At 69.3% G+C, this 13,448-nt stretch carries 12 protein-coding genes; 6 read left to right on the top strand and 6 right to left on the bottom strand.

The features are described 5' to 3' along the window. Window positions 1-30 precede the first annotated feature (30 nt). Complete coding sequence (locus tag P5F91_RS04180; RefSeq protein ID WP_277906601.1) at window positions 31-1,422, top strand: MFS transporter; 1,392 nt, start codon at window positions 31-33, stop codon at window positions 1,420-1,422. 59 nt (window positions 1,423-1,481) lie between these two features. Here the strand turns inward: P5F91_RS04180 and P5F91_RS04175 are convergent, their stop codons facing one another. From P5F91_RS04175 to P5F91_RS04160, 4 genes are all read right to left on the bottom strand, one after another. Continuing rightward, on the bottom strand, window positions 1,482-4,598 hold the full coding sequence (locus P5F91_RS04175; protein WP_277906600.1) for an efflux RND transporter permease subunit: 3,117 nt from the start codon (window positions 4,596-4,598) through the stop codon (window positions 1,482-1,484). Beyond that, complete coding sequence (locus tag P5F91_RS04170) at window positions 4,595-5,839, bottom strand: efflux RND transporter periplasmic adaptor subunit (RefSeq protein ID WP_277906599.1); 1,245 nt, start codon at window positions 5,837-5,839, stop codon at window positions 4,595-4,597. The genes P5F91_RS04175 and P5F91_RS04170 overlap by 4 nt, the downstream gene beginning before the upstream one ends. Then, window positions 5,836-7,107 carry a TolC family protein gene (locus P5F91_RS04165; protein ID WP_277906598.1) on the bottom strand — a complete coding sequence of 424 codons (1,272 nt, stop codon included), beginning with the start codon at window positions 7,105-7,107 and terminating at the stop codon, window positions 5,836-5,838. The genes P5F91_RS04170 and P5F91_RS04165 overlap by 4 nt, the downstream gene beginning before the upstream one ends. A 112-nt stretch (window positions 7,108-7,219) precedes the next feature. Further along, entirely contained in the window at window positions 7,220-7,564 is a 345-nt protein-coding gene (locus P5F91_RS04160; protein WP_277906597.1) for a hypothetical protein, read from the bottom strand. Window positions 7,565-7,868: 304 nt separating this feature from the next. On the opposite strand from P5F91_RS04160, the gene urtA reads away from it, so the two are divergent. From urtA to urtE, 5 genes are all read left to right on the top strand, one after another. Continuing rightward, window positions 7,869-9,074, top strand: coding sequence for an urea ABC transporter substrate-binding protein (urtA, locus tag P5F91_RS04155; RefSeq protein WP_246134491.1), 1,206 nt, complete (start codon window positions 7,869-7,871; stop codon window positions 9,072-9,074). A gap of 118 nt (window positions 9,075-9,192) precedes the next feature. After that, window positions 9,193-10,101 (top strand): urea ABC transporter permease subunit UrtB, encoded by a 909-nt coding sequence (gene urtB / locus P5F91_RS04150; RefSeq protein WP_145612252.1) that lies wholly within the window; start codon window positions 9,193-9,195, stop codon window positions 10,099-10,101. A gap of 28 nt (window positions 10,102-10,129) precedes the next feature. Further along, window positions 10,130-11,236, top strand: coding sequence for an urea ABC transporter permease subunit UrtC (urtC, locus tag P5F91_RS04145; protein ID WP_277906596.1), 1,107 nt, complete (start codon window positions 10,130-10,132; stop codon window positions 11,234-11,236). Continuing rightward, window positions 11,233-12,039 (top strand): urea ABC transporter ATP-binding protein UrtD, encoded by an 807-nt coding sequence (gene urtD, locus P5F91_RS04140; RefSeq protein WP_277906595.1) that lies wholly within the window; start codon window positions 11,233-11,235, stop codon window positions 12,037-12,039. The genes urtC and urtD overlap by 4 nt, the downstream gene beginning before the upstream one ends. Next, complete coding sequence (urtE, locus tag P5F91_RS04135) at window positions 12,032-12,754, top strand: urea ABC transporter ATP-binding subunit UrtE (RefSeq protein ID WP_145612250.1); 723 nt, start codon at window positions 12,032-12,034, stop codon at window positions 12,752-12,754. Before urtD ends, urtE begins: the two co-directional genes overlap by 8 nt. A 7-nt stretch (window positions 12,755-12,761) precedes the next feature. On the opposite strand, the gene P5F91_RS04130 is transcribed toward urtE, so the two are convergent. Both P5F91_RS04130 and P5F91_RS04125 read right to left on the bottom strand, forming a co-directional pair. Beyond that, on the bottom strand, window positions 12,762-13,181 hold the full coding sequence (locus P5F91_RS04130) for a type II toxin-antitoxin system VapC family toxin (RefSeq protein ID WP_145612249.1): 420 nt from the start codon (window positions 13,179-13,181) through the stop codon (window positions 12,762-12,764). Then, a complete protein-coding gene (locus P5F91_RS04125) occupies window positions 13,178-13,429 on the bottom strand; it encodes a FitA-like ribbon-helix-helix domain-containing protein (protein ID WP_145612248.1) in 252 nt (83 codons plus the stop codon). The genes P5F91_RS04130 and P5F91_RS04125 overlap by 4 nt, the downstream gene beginning before the upstream one ends. Between the last annotated feature and the right edge of the window lie 19 nt (window positions 13,430-13,448).

Below are 13,448 nucleotides of genomic sequence, written 5' to 3'. Positions count from 1 at the left end.
AATCAAAGAAGAACGACAGGGAGGTAGGGCATGGCGACGGCGGTTAACGCGGCGGAGGAATTGGCGACGGCCCCGATGGGGATCTTCCATCGCCGGTTCGCCCTCCTGATGGGCCTCATCATGTTCTTCGACGGCTATGACCTGTTCAACGCCGCCTATGTCATTCCCTTGGTCCGCCGCAGCTGGCAGCCGTCGCCCTCCCTGATCGGCATCATGTTGTCGGCTGGCATTTTCGGCCTAGCCATCGGCTCGGTCCTGCAGGGCCTGCTGGCGGACCGCTATGGCCGGCGGCGTGTCCTGGTGGCGGCCCTGTGGCTGCTGATGGCCGCCAACCTGGTGCTGGCCCTGGTGGTGCAGGGGCCGGTGGCCTTCGCCGTCTGCCGGCTGGTGCTGGGCCTGGCCTTGGGCATGGTGACCCCCTTGGTGCTGACCTATTTGAACGAATGGACGCCGGCCCGCTGCGCCAACACCTATGTCACCTGGGTGTTTCAGCTGGGGCTGTCGCTTGGAGGAATCTGCGCTGGCCTCGCCGGCGTCTTCCTGACCGCCGTCCATGGATGGCAGGCGCTCTATTACACCGGCGCCTTGTCAGGTCTGGTCGCCGTCGCTGCCACGCTATGGCTGCCGGAATCCGTGCAGTACTTGGCCCTCAAGGGGGATTTCGGCCAGGTGCGGCGGCTGCTCGCAGCCTTGCGGCCCGACCGGGCGGGGCTCTACGATACGGCGGCGCTGGTCCACCCGCGGCGCGCGCCCAAGGCGGCGGTTGGGGTGCTGCTGGCGCCGATATACCGCCGGAACACCCTGGTGCATTGGGCGGTGGGCTTCCTCAGCCTCTTTTGCGTGCATGGCCTGACGGGCTGGCTGCCGACCATCGTGGTGGCACGGGGGGCGGCGGTTTCCTCGGCCTTCGCCTACGGCACCCTCATCATGGTCGCGTCCATCTTCGGTGGCATGGCCGCCGGCTGGCTGGCCGACCATTGGCGCAGCCGGGTAAAGACCATGGCCGGCGGGTATTTGCTGGCCGTCCTGGCCATGGCGGGGCTGGGCGTGGTCAGCGGCGGCCCGGCGACGGTGGCGCTGGTGGCGGCGGCCGGGTTCTGCATCTTCGGCGCCCAGGCCGTGCTCAACAACTATCAGGCCATGACCTACCATACCGAGGTGCGCGGCACAGGTCTGGGGGTGGCGGTGGGCCTGAACCGGGTGGGCGGCATCCTGGGGCCCTCGGTCATTGGCGTCATCGGCACGCTGAGTGCCGATCCCCTGTACGTGTTCCTGGTCCTGGCGGTGGCGGCGCTGCTGGCGGGGCTGATCAGTTTGCTGGGCGGGCCGGAGGTGACGGCCGCCCGGCGGCTGGGCGCCAGTTCGGCGGCGATGCACGACGATGCCGCCGCGCGGGCGGCGTGCGCGCCATCCCCGCGGTGACGGCATTGGATATCCTTGGAAGGCGGGGCGCGGCCGTGACGACCGCGCCCCTTGCGCCCTTATCCGACGGGGCGCCGTTTCACCAGAGCATACAGCGCCGGGATCACCAGCAAGGTCAGGACGGTGGAGGAGACCATGCCGCCCACCATGGGCACGGCGATGCGGCGCATGACCTCGGAACCCGTGCCCGTGCTCCACAGGATGGGCAGCAGGCCGGCCATGATGGCCACCACGGTCATCATCTTGGGCCGCACCCGCTCCACCGCTCCTTCCAGGATGGCGGCGCGCAGGTCGGCGGGTGTTGCCGGGGCGCCCTCGCGCGTCCGCTGGGCCAAGGTGGCCGACCAGGCGTGGTCCAGGTAGATCAGCATCACCACCCCCGTCTCAGCCGCCACGCCGGCCAGGGCGATGAACCCCACGGCAACCGCGACGCTGATGTTGTAGCCCAGGGCCCACAGCAACCAAGCGCCGCCCACCAGGGCGAAGGGCACCGACAGCATGACGATCAGGGTTTCCGCCAGGCGTCCGAAGTTCAGGTACAGCAGAATGAAGATGACGCCCAGCGTGGCGGGGACGACCAAAGCCAGCTTGGCCTTGGCCCGCTGCAGGTACTCGAACTGTCCGCTCCATTCGAGGCGATAGCCTGGTGGCAGGTTGACCTTGGCCGCCACGGTCCGCGCCGCCTCCGCCACATAACCGCCCACGTCGCGACCATGCATGTCGACATAGACATAGCCAACCAACTGCGCGTTCTCGGTGCGGATGGACGGCGGGCCTTGGGTGAGGGCCACGCTGGCCAGGTCGCCCAGCGGCACCATGGCCCCATTGGGCAGTGGCACCAGAACCTGGGTGGCAATGGCCTGGGGACTGTCCCGCAGGTCGCGGGGATAGCGGACGATGACGCCATACCGCTCCCGCCCCTCCACCGTGGTGGTGACGGTCTCCCCGCCCAGGGCCGTGGCCACGATCTGCTGCACGGCGTCGATGCTGAGGCCGTAGCGGGCGATGCGGTCGCGGTCGGGTGTGATCTCTAGGTAATGGCCGCCGCCCAGGCGCTCGGCATAGGCGCTGGTGGTGCCGGGCACGCCACGTACCGCCGTCTCCACCGCTGTTGTCAGCCGTTCCAGCACGGCTAGGTCGGGCCCGAACACCTTGACGCCAACCGGCGTGCGGATGCCGGTGGACAGCATGTCGATGCGGGCCTTGATGGGCATGGTCCAGGCGTTGCTGACGCCGGAGAGTTGCAGGGCCTGGTCCATCTCCCGCACCAGGCCGTCCAGGGTCAGGCCCGGCCGCCACTGGTCTTGAGGTTTCAAGGTAACCACCGTCTCGCTCATCTCCAGCGGGGCGGGGTCGGTGGCGGTAGCGGCACGTCCAGCCTTGCCATAGACGGACGCCACCTCGGGGAATGATTTCAGGATGCGATCCTGCGTCTGCAACAGCTCCGCCGCCTTGGTGACGGAGATGCCCGGCAGGGTGACGGGCATGAACAGCAGCGTGCCCTCGTTCAAATCCGGCATGAATTCCGAGCCCAGGCGCGACACCGGCCAGGCCGTGGCCGCCAGGGCCAGGACCGCCGCGACCACCGTCACCTTGGGCCAGCGCAGCACCAGCGTGATCAGCGGACGATAGGCCGCGATCAGGGCGCGGTTCAGGGGGTTGCGCGCCTCCGGCACGATGCGGCCGCGCACGAAGAACAGCATCAGCACCGGCACCAGGGTGACGGACAGCAGGGCGCCGCCGGCCATGGCGAAGGTCTTGGTGTAGGCCAGCGGCTTGAACAGCCGCCCCTCCTGCGCCTCCAGCGCGAACACCGGCAGGAAGGACGCGACGATGACCAGCAGGCTGAAGAACAGCGACGGCCCCACTTCCCGCGCCGCCGCCAGCAGGGCGGGGCCCCGGGGCTCGCCCGGCGCCAGCCGTTCCACATGCTTGTGGGCGTTCTCGATCATGACGATGGCGGCGTCCACCATGGCGCCCAGGGCGATGGCGATGCCGCCCAGGCTCATGATGTTGGCGCCGATGCCCAGCGGCCGCATGACGGCGAAGGCCGCCAGGATGCCGATGGGCAGGGTAATGATGGCGACCAGGGCGCTGCGCACGTGGAACAGGAACAGTACGCAGACCGCCGCCACGATCAGGCTTTCCTCCAGCAAGGTATGTTTCAGCGTCTCGATGGCCCGGTCGATGAGGTCGGACCGGTCGTACACCGCCTTGAGGGTCACGCCCTCCGGCAACGCCGGCAGCAGCTCCGCTAGGCGCTGCTTGACGCTGGCGATGGTGGTCAGGGCGTCGGCGCCGTCGCGCTTGACCACGATGCCGCCGACAGCTTCGCCCCGGCCGTCCAGCTCGCCGATGCCGCGCCGCTCGTCCGGCCCCAGCTCCACCCGCGCCACGTCGCGCAGCAGCACGGGCGCCGCCCCGCCGGCATCCGCCTTCAGCACCACCCGCTCCAGGTCGCCGGCGTCGCGCAGATAGCCCCGCCCGCGCACCATGTATTCGGTCTCCGCCATTTCCAGCGTGCGGCCGCCGACATCGCGGTTGCTGGCGCGAACGGCGTCCGACACCACCGACAGGGGGATGCCGTAGGCCTGCAGCTTGCGGGGATCGACCACCACCTGGTACTGGCGCTCGAACCCGCCCAGGGCCGCCACCTCGGCCACGCCGTCGGCCTTGGCCAGCTGGTAGCGCACCAGCCAGTCCTGGATGCCGCGCAGTTCGGCCAGCGTGCGGCCCGCACCCTGGACCACATACTGGTAGACCCAGCCCACACCGGTGGCGTCCGGCCCCAGCGAGGGCGTGGCGCCGGCCGGCAGCCGTTTTTGCGCGACGTTCAGATATTCCAGCACGCGGGAGCGCGCCCAGTAGAGATCCGTCCCCTCCTCGAACACCACATAGACGAAGGACACACCGAAGTTGGAAAAGCCGCGCACCACCTTGGACCGGGGCACCGCCAGCAGGGCGGTGGACAGGGGATAGGTCACCTGGTCCTCCACCACCTGCGGCGCCTGGCCGGGATAATCGGTGTAGACGATGACCTGGGTGTCGGACAGGTCGGGCAGGGCGTCCAGCGGCGTGTGCCGCAAGGACCAGGCGCCCAGCGCGGCGATGAACAGGGTGGCCGCCAGCACCAGCACCTTGTTGGCGGCCGACCAGTCGATGAGGCGGGCGATCATGGCTGTCCCCCCGCACTGGCGGTGAATGCCTGCAAGGCCGCCTTCAGGTTGCTTTCCGCGTCGATCAGGAAATTGGCGCCAACCACCACGCGATCACCTTTGCGCAGGCCGTCGCGCACCTCCACCTTGCCATCGCCCCGTACGCCCAGATGGATGGCGCGCGGCTGGAAGCGGCCGTCGCCCAGATCCAGCAGCACGGTCTGGCGGGTGCCCCCGTCCAGGACGGCGGATTCCGGAATCACCAGCGGCGGCCCGCTGTCGCTGCCGGCGCGCGGGGTGTTGATGGTCACGCTGGCGTACATGTCGGCCAGCAGGGCGCGGTCGCGGTTGGGCAGCACGATGCGCACCCGGGCCGTCCGCGTCTCCCGCGACAGGGTGGGGTAGATGAAGTCCACCACCCCGTCGAAACGGCGCCCGGGATAGGCCGTCAGGGTGGCGTGGGCCATCTGGCCGGGCCGCACCAGGCCCACCTCGCGCTCCGCCACCTCGGCCACCAGCCAGACGGTGGACAGGTCGGCGATGCGGTACAGCGGCTCGCCCGGGCCCGCGCGCATGCCTGCCACCACCGGCTTGTCGATGACCACGCCGTCCGCCGGCGCCCGGATCGGTATCCGGCTGGCGGCCTCGCCGCTCCGCTGCAACCGCGCGATCTCTTCCGCAGGGATGTCCAGCGCCTTCAGGCGTGACAAGGCGGCGGTCGCCAGGTCGGCCGAGCTGCCATGACCCATGTCGGCATGGCCGTCCGATGCCAGAGACCGGGCCAGCAGATACTCCTTCTCCGCCGTCAGCAGGTCCGGGGCGTAAAGCTGGGCCATCAGCTGGCCGCGGCGCACGGTGTCGCCCGTGGCGGCGACAGCCAATGTCTCCACCCAACCCTCCGCCCGGGTGGTCACCACGACCTGGCGCCGTTCATCCAGGGCGATGGTACCGGTGGCCTGCACGGACCCCGCCAGGGCCGGCACTTCCTCCACCGGGGCGGTCCTCACACCCAGGGTCTGCAGCTTGCCGGGGGCGATGCGCACCGTGCCCGCTGGCTCGGCCCCCTCGGCATAGACCGGCAGATAGTCCATGCCCATGCTGTCCTTCTTGGGCACAGGCGAGGTGTCGGGCAGCCCCATAGGGTTGCGGTAGTACAGAACCTTGCCCTTGTCGGCGGATGTCTGGGGCGACGTCTCAGCCTGGGCCACCTGGGTAGCGGTGAGGGCGATGGCCAGGCCAATAAGGAAGCGGGCGCGGGTCATAGCGGACCTCCCACCAGGCGTTCCAGGGCAGCCAGAGCCTTTTGACCCTCGACCTCGATCCGCAGCAAATCCAGGCGGGCCTGGTGCAGGCGATGCTCCGCCTCCAGCACGGCGGCCAGGCTGCCTTGCCCCCGGCCATAGGCGGCCAGGGCGGCGTCATGGGCGCCGCCGAGGTCTGGCAGCAGTTGCGCGCGGTATACCCCGGCCTGCTGACGGGCGGCGGTCAGCGCCGCCAGCGCCTCGGCCAAGTCGCCCTCGATGTCCGCCGCCGTCGCGGCCAAGCTCTGCCGGCTGGCGTTGGCCTTGGCCACCGCCTGGCGTTCCCTCGCCCGCTTCGGCTCCGCCTGCAGGGGGATCTTGAAGCCAACGGTGGCGGTATAGCCGGTGGGGCCGTTGTCGCGCTGGATGGCGCCCACGGCCAAGGTCAGGTCAGGGTACCAGGCCTTGGCGGCCAGGCGGCGTTCTTCCTCGGCGCCGCGCACCTCCGCCAATCCGGCAGCCAGGCGGGGGTTGTCGGCCTGGGCCCGGTCGGCCAGCACCGTCAAGGGTGGGGTGGACACCGGCAGGGGACGGCCGCCGGAGGGGGCGGCCAGGGCCGCATCCACCGGACGCGCCAGCAGAGCGTTCAGGCGCGCGGCGGCGGCGGTGCGGTCGGCGGTCAGCCGGGCGTTCTCCACCTCCGTGCGGGCCACTTCGGCGGCGGCCGTCAGGGCGTCGCCTTGGCTACCCAGGCCCTGGCCATAACGGTCGGCGGCATTCCTGGCCATCTGGCGATCCAGGCGCAGGACGTCGCCGTTAACGGCCAGGGCGGCCGAGGCGGCGGCGTACAGGGCGAAGGTGCCCTTGATGCGCTCCTCCAGTTCCAGGCCCACCGCCCGTTCCCGGCCCCGTGCCGCGTCCACCGCCGCCAGGGCGGCGCTGCGGCGCAGGTCGCGCTTGCCCCACAGGGGAAACTCCTGCTCCACCGTGATGTAGGTCTTGTTGATGCGGGGGCCGCTGGTGCGGTCCACCTCGTCCGAGTTGACGCGGAAGGTCGGATCCTCCAGCGCGCCGGCGGCGGAAGCCCCGGCATCGGCGGCCGCGGTTTCCAGCGCGGCGGCCTGCAGGGATGGGTTCAGCTGCCGGGCGGCGTCCAGCAGGCCGTCCAGGCTGGCGCCCAGCGCCGGGGCGTCAGGGGTGGGCATGATATCCGCCCGCGTGCCGGACGCGAGCATAAGGGCCAACGCCGCCACGGCGGTGGCCGTGCGGGCATGGATGTATCGGGTCATGAGGCTTCCCTTCCCGAAAGGGTATCGGGGCCGGCATAGCGATGCCGGCGGCGTGAATAGGCCTCGGGCGTCGATGCCCCGAGGCGACAGGGGCACCCTCAGGGCGCCCCGCTCACGCGGCGATGGGAGGGAAGGGTTCCGGCGTGATGGACAGGCCGGCCATGGAGGCCGACGGGTGCCAGAAGAAGGCGTCGCCGAAAACGACCGGCGCCGTGGGCTGGCCGGTTCGCTCCGGCAGCAGCGAGATGCCCAGGCAGCCCATCTGCTTGAGGCAGGCCGCGTTCAAGCCGTGGCAGGGCCCGCCCTTGGCCGGTGTGCCGGCGGAATGGACCATCGGGCAATCGTCGGGCATGGCCGGGCCCGTAGTGCCGGCGGTGGGCAAATCCACCGGCATGGCCTGAACCGTGGTGGCGCCCAGGAAGGACAGCAGCAGGAATGCCATGACAAGGCCGCGCAAGCATGCCGCCACCATGCCCAGCCGGTGGGCGGGGAAGGCGGGCGTCTTCCGCGAAGGGGGACGTGGGCGGCGCGGCATGCCGCTAGAGGTAGGCTACGCCGGCTGGGAATGCAATGCGGCACGCGGGTGCACGCGCAATTCCGTGCGGGAAGTGGGCCGTGGGATGCCTCCCCGTGCCGGCCTCCGTTCCGGGCCGCTACGTTAAACGCCCCATACCCGGTTCCCTCTACCGGCCCTAGCCTTTGCCCCGTGGCCGCCGTGTCCATGGCGGCGAAAGACCAAAGCGAACGGGAAGGGGATGGTGATGAGGGGGATGTACAAGCCGGTCGGTCTCGCGGCCCTGCTGCTGGCGGCGACCAGCCTGTCGGCGCCGGCGACGGCCTGGGCCGCCGACACGGTGAAGGTGGGCGTGCTGCAGTCGTTGACCGGCACCATGGCCATCAGCGAGGTCACGGTGAAGAACGCCGAGATCCTGGCCATCGAAGAGATCAACGCCAGCGGTGGCGTGCTGGGCAAGAAGATTGAGCCGGTGGTGGAGGACGGCGCGTCCGACCCCGCCATCTTCGCCCAGAAGGCGACCAAGCTGGTGCAGGATGGCGGCGTTGTCACCGTCTTCGGCGGGTGGACCTCCGCCAGCCGCAAGGCCATGCTGCCGGTGTTCCAGAAGCTGAAGAGCCTGTTGTGGTACCCGGTGCAGTTCGAGGGCAACGAGTGCTCGCCCAACATCATGTATTCCGGCGCCCAGCCCAACCAGCAAATCCTGCCGGCCCTGACCTGGGCGGTGGAGAAGGGCTACAAGAGCTACTTCCTCATCGGCTCCGACTATGTCTTCCCCCGCACCGCCAACCTGATCCTGAAGAAGCATATCGACGCAGATAAGCTGAAGGTGGCTGGTGAGGAATACGTGCCGCTGGGCGGCACCGACTTCAGCGCCGTCATCGCCAAGGTGCAGGCGGCCAAGCCGGACATCATCTTCAGCACCCTGAACGGCGACAGCAACGTCAGCTTCTTCAAACAGATGGCCGCCGCCGGCCTGCCCTCGGCCAAGCTGCCCGTCATGTCCTTCAGCATCGGCGAGCAGGAGGCCGTGGCCATGGGCCCCAGCCTGGTGGAGGGCAGCTACGCCGCCTGGAACTATTTCCAGAGCCTGGACGGTGCGGCCAACAAAAAGTTCGTGGCCGCCTATCAGGCCAAGTTCGGCGCCGGTGCGGCCGTCACCGACCCGATGGTCCATGGCTATGTCGATGTCTACGCCTGGAAGGCGGCGGTGGAGAAGGCCGGCAGCTTCGATCCGGAGAAGGTGCGGGCGGCGGCGGTGGCGCTGGACTATCTCGACACCGCCATGGGCAAGGTGAAGTTCGCCGCCAACCAGAGCCTGGTGCAGACCGGCTACATCGGCCAGCTGGACCCCACCGGCCAGTTCAAGATCATCTGGCAGTCCAAGGGCACCATCGACCCCGACCCCTACGACCCGCTGGTCTTCCCGGGCAAGAAGTGCCCGGCGAGCTGATGAATCCCAACGGCAAGAGGCTCGGCCTCTTGCCGTAGTAGCCCGCGACCGCGGGCGCCGGAGCGAGGATCAGCCAAGCCGGCGGATGCCGACGCCCGGCGTATGAGGGAGAAAAGAAATGGGTGAGTGGCCCCTTATCGCTGGGCAAATCTTCAACGGGTTCAGCGTCGCGTCGCTGTACGTGCTGGCGGCCCTGGGCCTGGCGCTCAGCTTCGGCCTCATGCGCGTCATCAACATGGCTCATGGCGAGATGCTGATGCTGGGCGGTTACCTGGCCTACCTGACCCTGCAGGTGGTGCCGGGGCCCTTGGGCATCCTGGCCGCCATGCCCGTCGCCTTCCTGGGTGCCGCCGCCGTGGGCGCGGTGCTGGAGACGACGCTGATCAAGCGCCTGTCGGCCCGGCCGCTGGACACGCTGCTGGCCACCTGGGGTGTCAGCCTCATCCTGCAGCAGGCGGCGCGCAACATCTTCGGCGCCATCGGCGTGGACGTGCGGGCGCCGCAGTGGCTGAACCACGCCTATACCGTCCAGTCCGGCCTGCTGGAGGGGCTGACCATACCCGCCACCCGCCTGTTCATTCTGGCGGTGGCGTTCGCCGTCATGGGTGCGCTCAGCCTGCTGCTGGCCCGCACGCGCATCGGCCTGCTGGTGCGCGCCGTGAACCAGGACCGGGGCATGGCGGCGGCGGCGGGCATCAATGTGCGGGCGGTGGATCTGTCGGTGTTCTGCCTGGGCACCGGCATCGCCGGCCTGGCGGGGGTGGTGCTGGCCCTTCTGGGCCCCGTCACCCCCAATGTCGGGCAAAGCTATGTCGTGCCGGCCTTCCTGGTGGTGGTGCTGGGCGGCCTGGGCAGCCTGAAGGGCACGGCCATCGCCTCGCTGATCGTGGGGCTGTTCTCGGCCTTGGTGCAGATCCTGGTGGATGTCAGCCTGGCGCAGGTGCTGCTGCTGCTGTTCGTCATCGGGTTCATCCAGTTCCGTCCCCAGGGGGTGGTGGCCGTACGGTCCCGCGCGCTGGACGCGTGAGGTGCACATGAAGGAGGACGGCATGGATATGAGCATGCGCAAAGAGACGCCGCTGTCGGGGGGCCTGGCGGGCGTCACCCTAGGCCGGCCCATGGCCCTGACGCTGCCGGTGGTGGTCCTGGCCGCCCTGGCCCCCTGGCTGGTGTCGGCCTATGAACTGAACCTGCTGGCCCGCTTCCTGGCCATGGCGCTGCTGGCCATGGGCCTGGTGCTGGTGTGGGGCCAGGGCGGGGTGCTCAGCCTGGGCCAGGGGGTATTCTTCGGCCTGGGCGGCTACGCCATCGCCATGCACATGAAGCTGGCGGCGCTGGCCGACGGTGACCTGCCCGACTTCATGGTGTGGAGCGGCCTGGACGCGCTGCCCTGGTGGTGGGTGCCGTTCAAAAGCCCGCTGGTCGCCATCCTGGGCGTGGTGCTGGTGCCGGGCGCGCTGGCGGCCCTGTTCTCCTGGGCGGTGTTCCGGCGGCGGGTGGGGGGCGTCTACTTCGCCCTGATCACCCAGGCGCTGGCGCTGGCCTTCGCCACCCTGCTGATCAGCCAGCAGCCCTCCACCGGCGGCTTCAATGGCCTGACGGATTTCCAGACCGTGATGGGCCTGGAACTGGGCACGCCGGCGGCGGCGCATGGCCTGTACTGGCTGACCCTGGCCCTGGTGGTGGGGGTGTTCGTGGCCCTGCGCGCCCTGATGGCGTCGCGCTACGGCCTGTTGCTGCGCGCCATCCGGGATGGTGAGAACCGCATCCGCTTCCTGGGCTACGACCCCACGCCGTTCAAGGTGGTGGCCTTCACCATCGGTGCCGTGCTGGCCGGCCTGGCCGGGGCGCTGTTCACGCTGCACGCCGGCGTGGTGTCGCCGGCCCTGGTGGGCGTGGTGCCCTCCATCGAGATGGTCATCTGGGTGGCGGTGGGTGGACGGAACAGCCTGGCCGGCGCCATCGCCGGCACCCTGGCCGTCAACCTGGCCAAGGATGGGGTCAGCAGCGCCTTCCCCGACCTGTGGCTCTACGCCCTGGGTCTGGTGTTCGTGCTGGTGGTGACCCTGCTGCCCGGCGGCCTGGCCGGTCTGATGGCCGATGCTGGTGCTGCCGGCTTGGGAAAGCGGCTGAAAACCCTGATCATTGGTGAGGCGAAATGAGCGCGCAGGCGACCGCGTCCCATATCGGCACCACCGCCCCCGCCAGCAACCTGCTGCTGGCGGTGGATGGGGTGACGGTGGACTTTGACGGCTTCAAGGCCCTGAACGGCTTCAGCCTGACCCTGGACCGGGGCACCCTGCGGGTGTTGATCGGTCCCAACGGGGCGGGCAAGTCCACGCTGTGCGACACCATCATCGGCCGGGTGCGGGCCACCAGCGGCCGGGTGATCTTCAAGGACCAGGATATCACCCACCTGCCGGAGCATGAGATCGTGCGCCGGGGCATCTGCCGCAAGTTCCAGACGCCGGGCGTGCTGCCCGGCCTGTCGGTGGTGGACAATCTGATGATCGCCGCCAAGCGCGACCGTCGCTGGTGGTCATCCTTCCGCCACGGCGTGGCGGCGGAGGAGAAGGCCCGCGTGGCCGACATCCTGGAGACCATCGGCCTGGCCGACCGCGCCGCCGCCCCCGCCGGCCAGCTGGCGCATGGTGAGAAGCAGTGGCTGGAGATCGGCATGGTGGTGGCGACGCGCGCCGACCTGCTGCTGCTGGACGAGCCCACGGCCGGCATGGGCCCGGCGGAAACCAGCCAGACGGCCACCCTGATCCGCCGCCTGGTGGGCCAGCACACCGTGCTGGTCATCGACCATGACATGAGCTTCCTGGAGCAGTTGGACGCCCGCGTCACCGTCATGCACCAGGGCCAGTTCCTGAAGGAGGGCAGCGTGGCCGCCATCCGGGCCGACGCGGATGTCGCCGCCGTCTATCTGGGCCGGGCCAAGGAGAACACCCATCATGTCTGAACCGTTGCTGACGCTCACCGGGGCGGCGACATCCTATGGCCAGAGCCAGGTCCTGTGGGATATCGACATGGCGGTGCCGGCCGGCGGCGCCGTGGCGCTGATCGGCCGCAACGGCGTGGGCAAGACCACCCTGCTGAAGACCATCATCGGCGCCCAGCGCCTGACCGCCGGCCGCATGACCTTCCAGGGCCGCGACGTCAGCGCCCTGGGCCCCCACCAGCGCGCCCGCGCCGGCATCGGCTACGTTCCCCAGGGCCGCCACATCTTCCCCCACCTGACGGTGCGGGAGAATTTGGAGACCGGCCTGTCCGCCCTGGCCGGCCGCGGCGGCGGCGCGATGAAGGCGGGCGTGCCCGACCACATCTTCGACCTGTTCCCCAAGTTGGCGCAAATCATCAACCGCAAGGGCGGCGTGCTCAGCGGCGGCGAACAGCAGCAGCTGGCCATCGGCCGCGCCCTGGCGGGCCAGCCCAGCCTATTGCTGCTGGACGAGCCGACGGAAGGCATCCAGCCCTCCGTGGTCCAGCAGATCGAGGACGCCCTGCGCCGCATCCGCGCCGACCTGGGCGTCACCGTCCTGATCGTGGAACAGTACCTGGACTTCGCCTGGTCCTTCGCCGACAGCTACCGCGTCATGCAGCGCGGCCGCATCATCCGCGCCGGCAGCACGCGGGAGGAGACGGCGGCGGAGGTGGCGCACCTGGTGAACATTTGAGAGTAGACTATGGCGTCCAAGGATTGATCAGCGACACGCCGCAGCCGGAGAAATCGTCGGTATTACGGGTGGCTACTGTGGCGGCGAGCGAGTGGGCAATCGCTGCGATTTGGGCATCCAGGGTGGAGATGGGGCGCCCAGCCTGGCGTCTCACTGTTGTAATGCCCGCAAATGAAATCGCGGCCTGAGTGTCGAAGGGCAATATTCGGCCGGCGAAGTCGGCGACGAACATCTGTAGCGCGGCATTCTCCAAACCGACCCGCCGACGTCCCTCTGGGAGCAGGGCGATGCCTGACAGGATTTCAGCCTGGGTGATGGTGGTGGTGAACAATAAGGACGGGGGTTGTTGGTCAAGCCAACGCAAAACCGCATCCGATGGCGCCGGGCGCATCAGCTCCGATAGCACGTTGGTATCAAGAATAATCATTCCGGGAAGCTGGGCGGATTACGTAATGGCTCACGTGGGGGCAACGCCAGCTCCACGCCACCGAACGGGGCGAAGCGACGGCGGATCGATCCTGCCAAATCAGTCGGCGCCGGCGGTAGATCATGGACCAGAACGGCTTGCAGGATGTGCCGAGCCTCTTCCTCCATGGAACGTCCATGGCCGGCGGCTTGGGCCCGTAGGCGGCTCTCCAATGGTTCTTCCATGTTTCGGATGGTGAGGCTGGCCACGGCATCCTCCGGCTATCTG

This window comes from Nitrospirillum amazonense (assembly GCF_029594735.1).
Classification (GTDB): Bacteria; Pseudomonadota; Alphaproteobacteria; order Azospirillales; family Azospirillaceae; genus Nitrospirillum; species Nitrospirillum amazonense.
Note: the sequence above shows the minus strand (reverse complement) of the source record. Positions and strands in the feature narration are given on the sequence as shown.

Bases quoted from the DNA above. Each gene is read 5' to 3' on its own strand.
- P5F91_RS04180 (WP_277906601.1), top strand. From the start codon at position 31: ATGGCGACGGCGGTTAACGCGGCGGAGGAATTGGCGACGGCCCCGATG.
- P5F91_RS04175 (WP_277906600.1), bottom strand. From the start codon at position 4,598: ATGATCGCCCGCCTCATCGACTGGTCGGCCGCCAACAAGGTGCTGGTG.
- P5F91_RS04170 (WP_277906599.1), bottom strand. From the start codon at position 5,839: ATGACCCGCGCCCGCTTCCTTATTGGCCTGGCCATCGCCCTCACCGCT.
- P5F91_RS04165 (WP_277906598.1), bottom strand. From the start codon at position 7,107: ATGACCCGATACATCCATGCCCGCACGGCCACCGCCGTGGCGGCGTTG.
- urtA (WP_246134491.1), top strand. From the start codon at position 7,869: ATGAGGGGGATGTACAAGCCGGTCGGTCTCGCGGCCCTGCTGCTGGCG.
- urtB (WP_145612252.1), top strand. From the start codon at position 9,193: ATGGGTGAGTGGCCCCTTATCGCTGGGCAAATCTTCAACGGGTTCAGC.
- urtC (WP_277906596.1), top strand. From the start codon at position 10,130: ATGAGCATGCGCAAAGAGACGCCGCTGTCGGGGGGCCTGGCGGGCGTC.
- urtD (WP_277906595.1), top strand. From the start codon at position 11,233: ATGAGCGCGCAGGCGACCGCGTCCCATATCGGCACCACCGCCCCCGCC.
- urtE (WP_145612250.1), top strand. From the start codon at position 12,032: ATGTCTGAACCGTTGCTGACGCTCACCGGGGCGGCGACATCCTATGGC.
- P5F91_RS04130 (WP_145612249.1), bottom strand. From the start codon at position 13,181: ATGATTATTCTTGATACCAACGTGCTATCGGAGCTGATGCGCCCGGCG.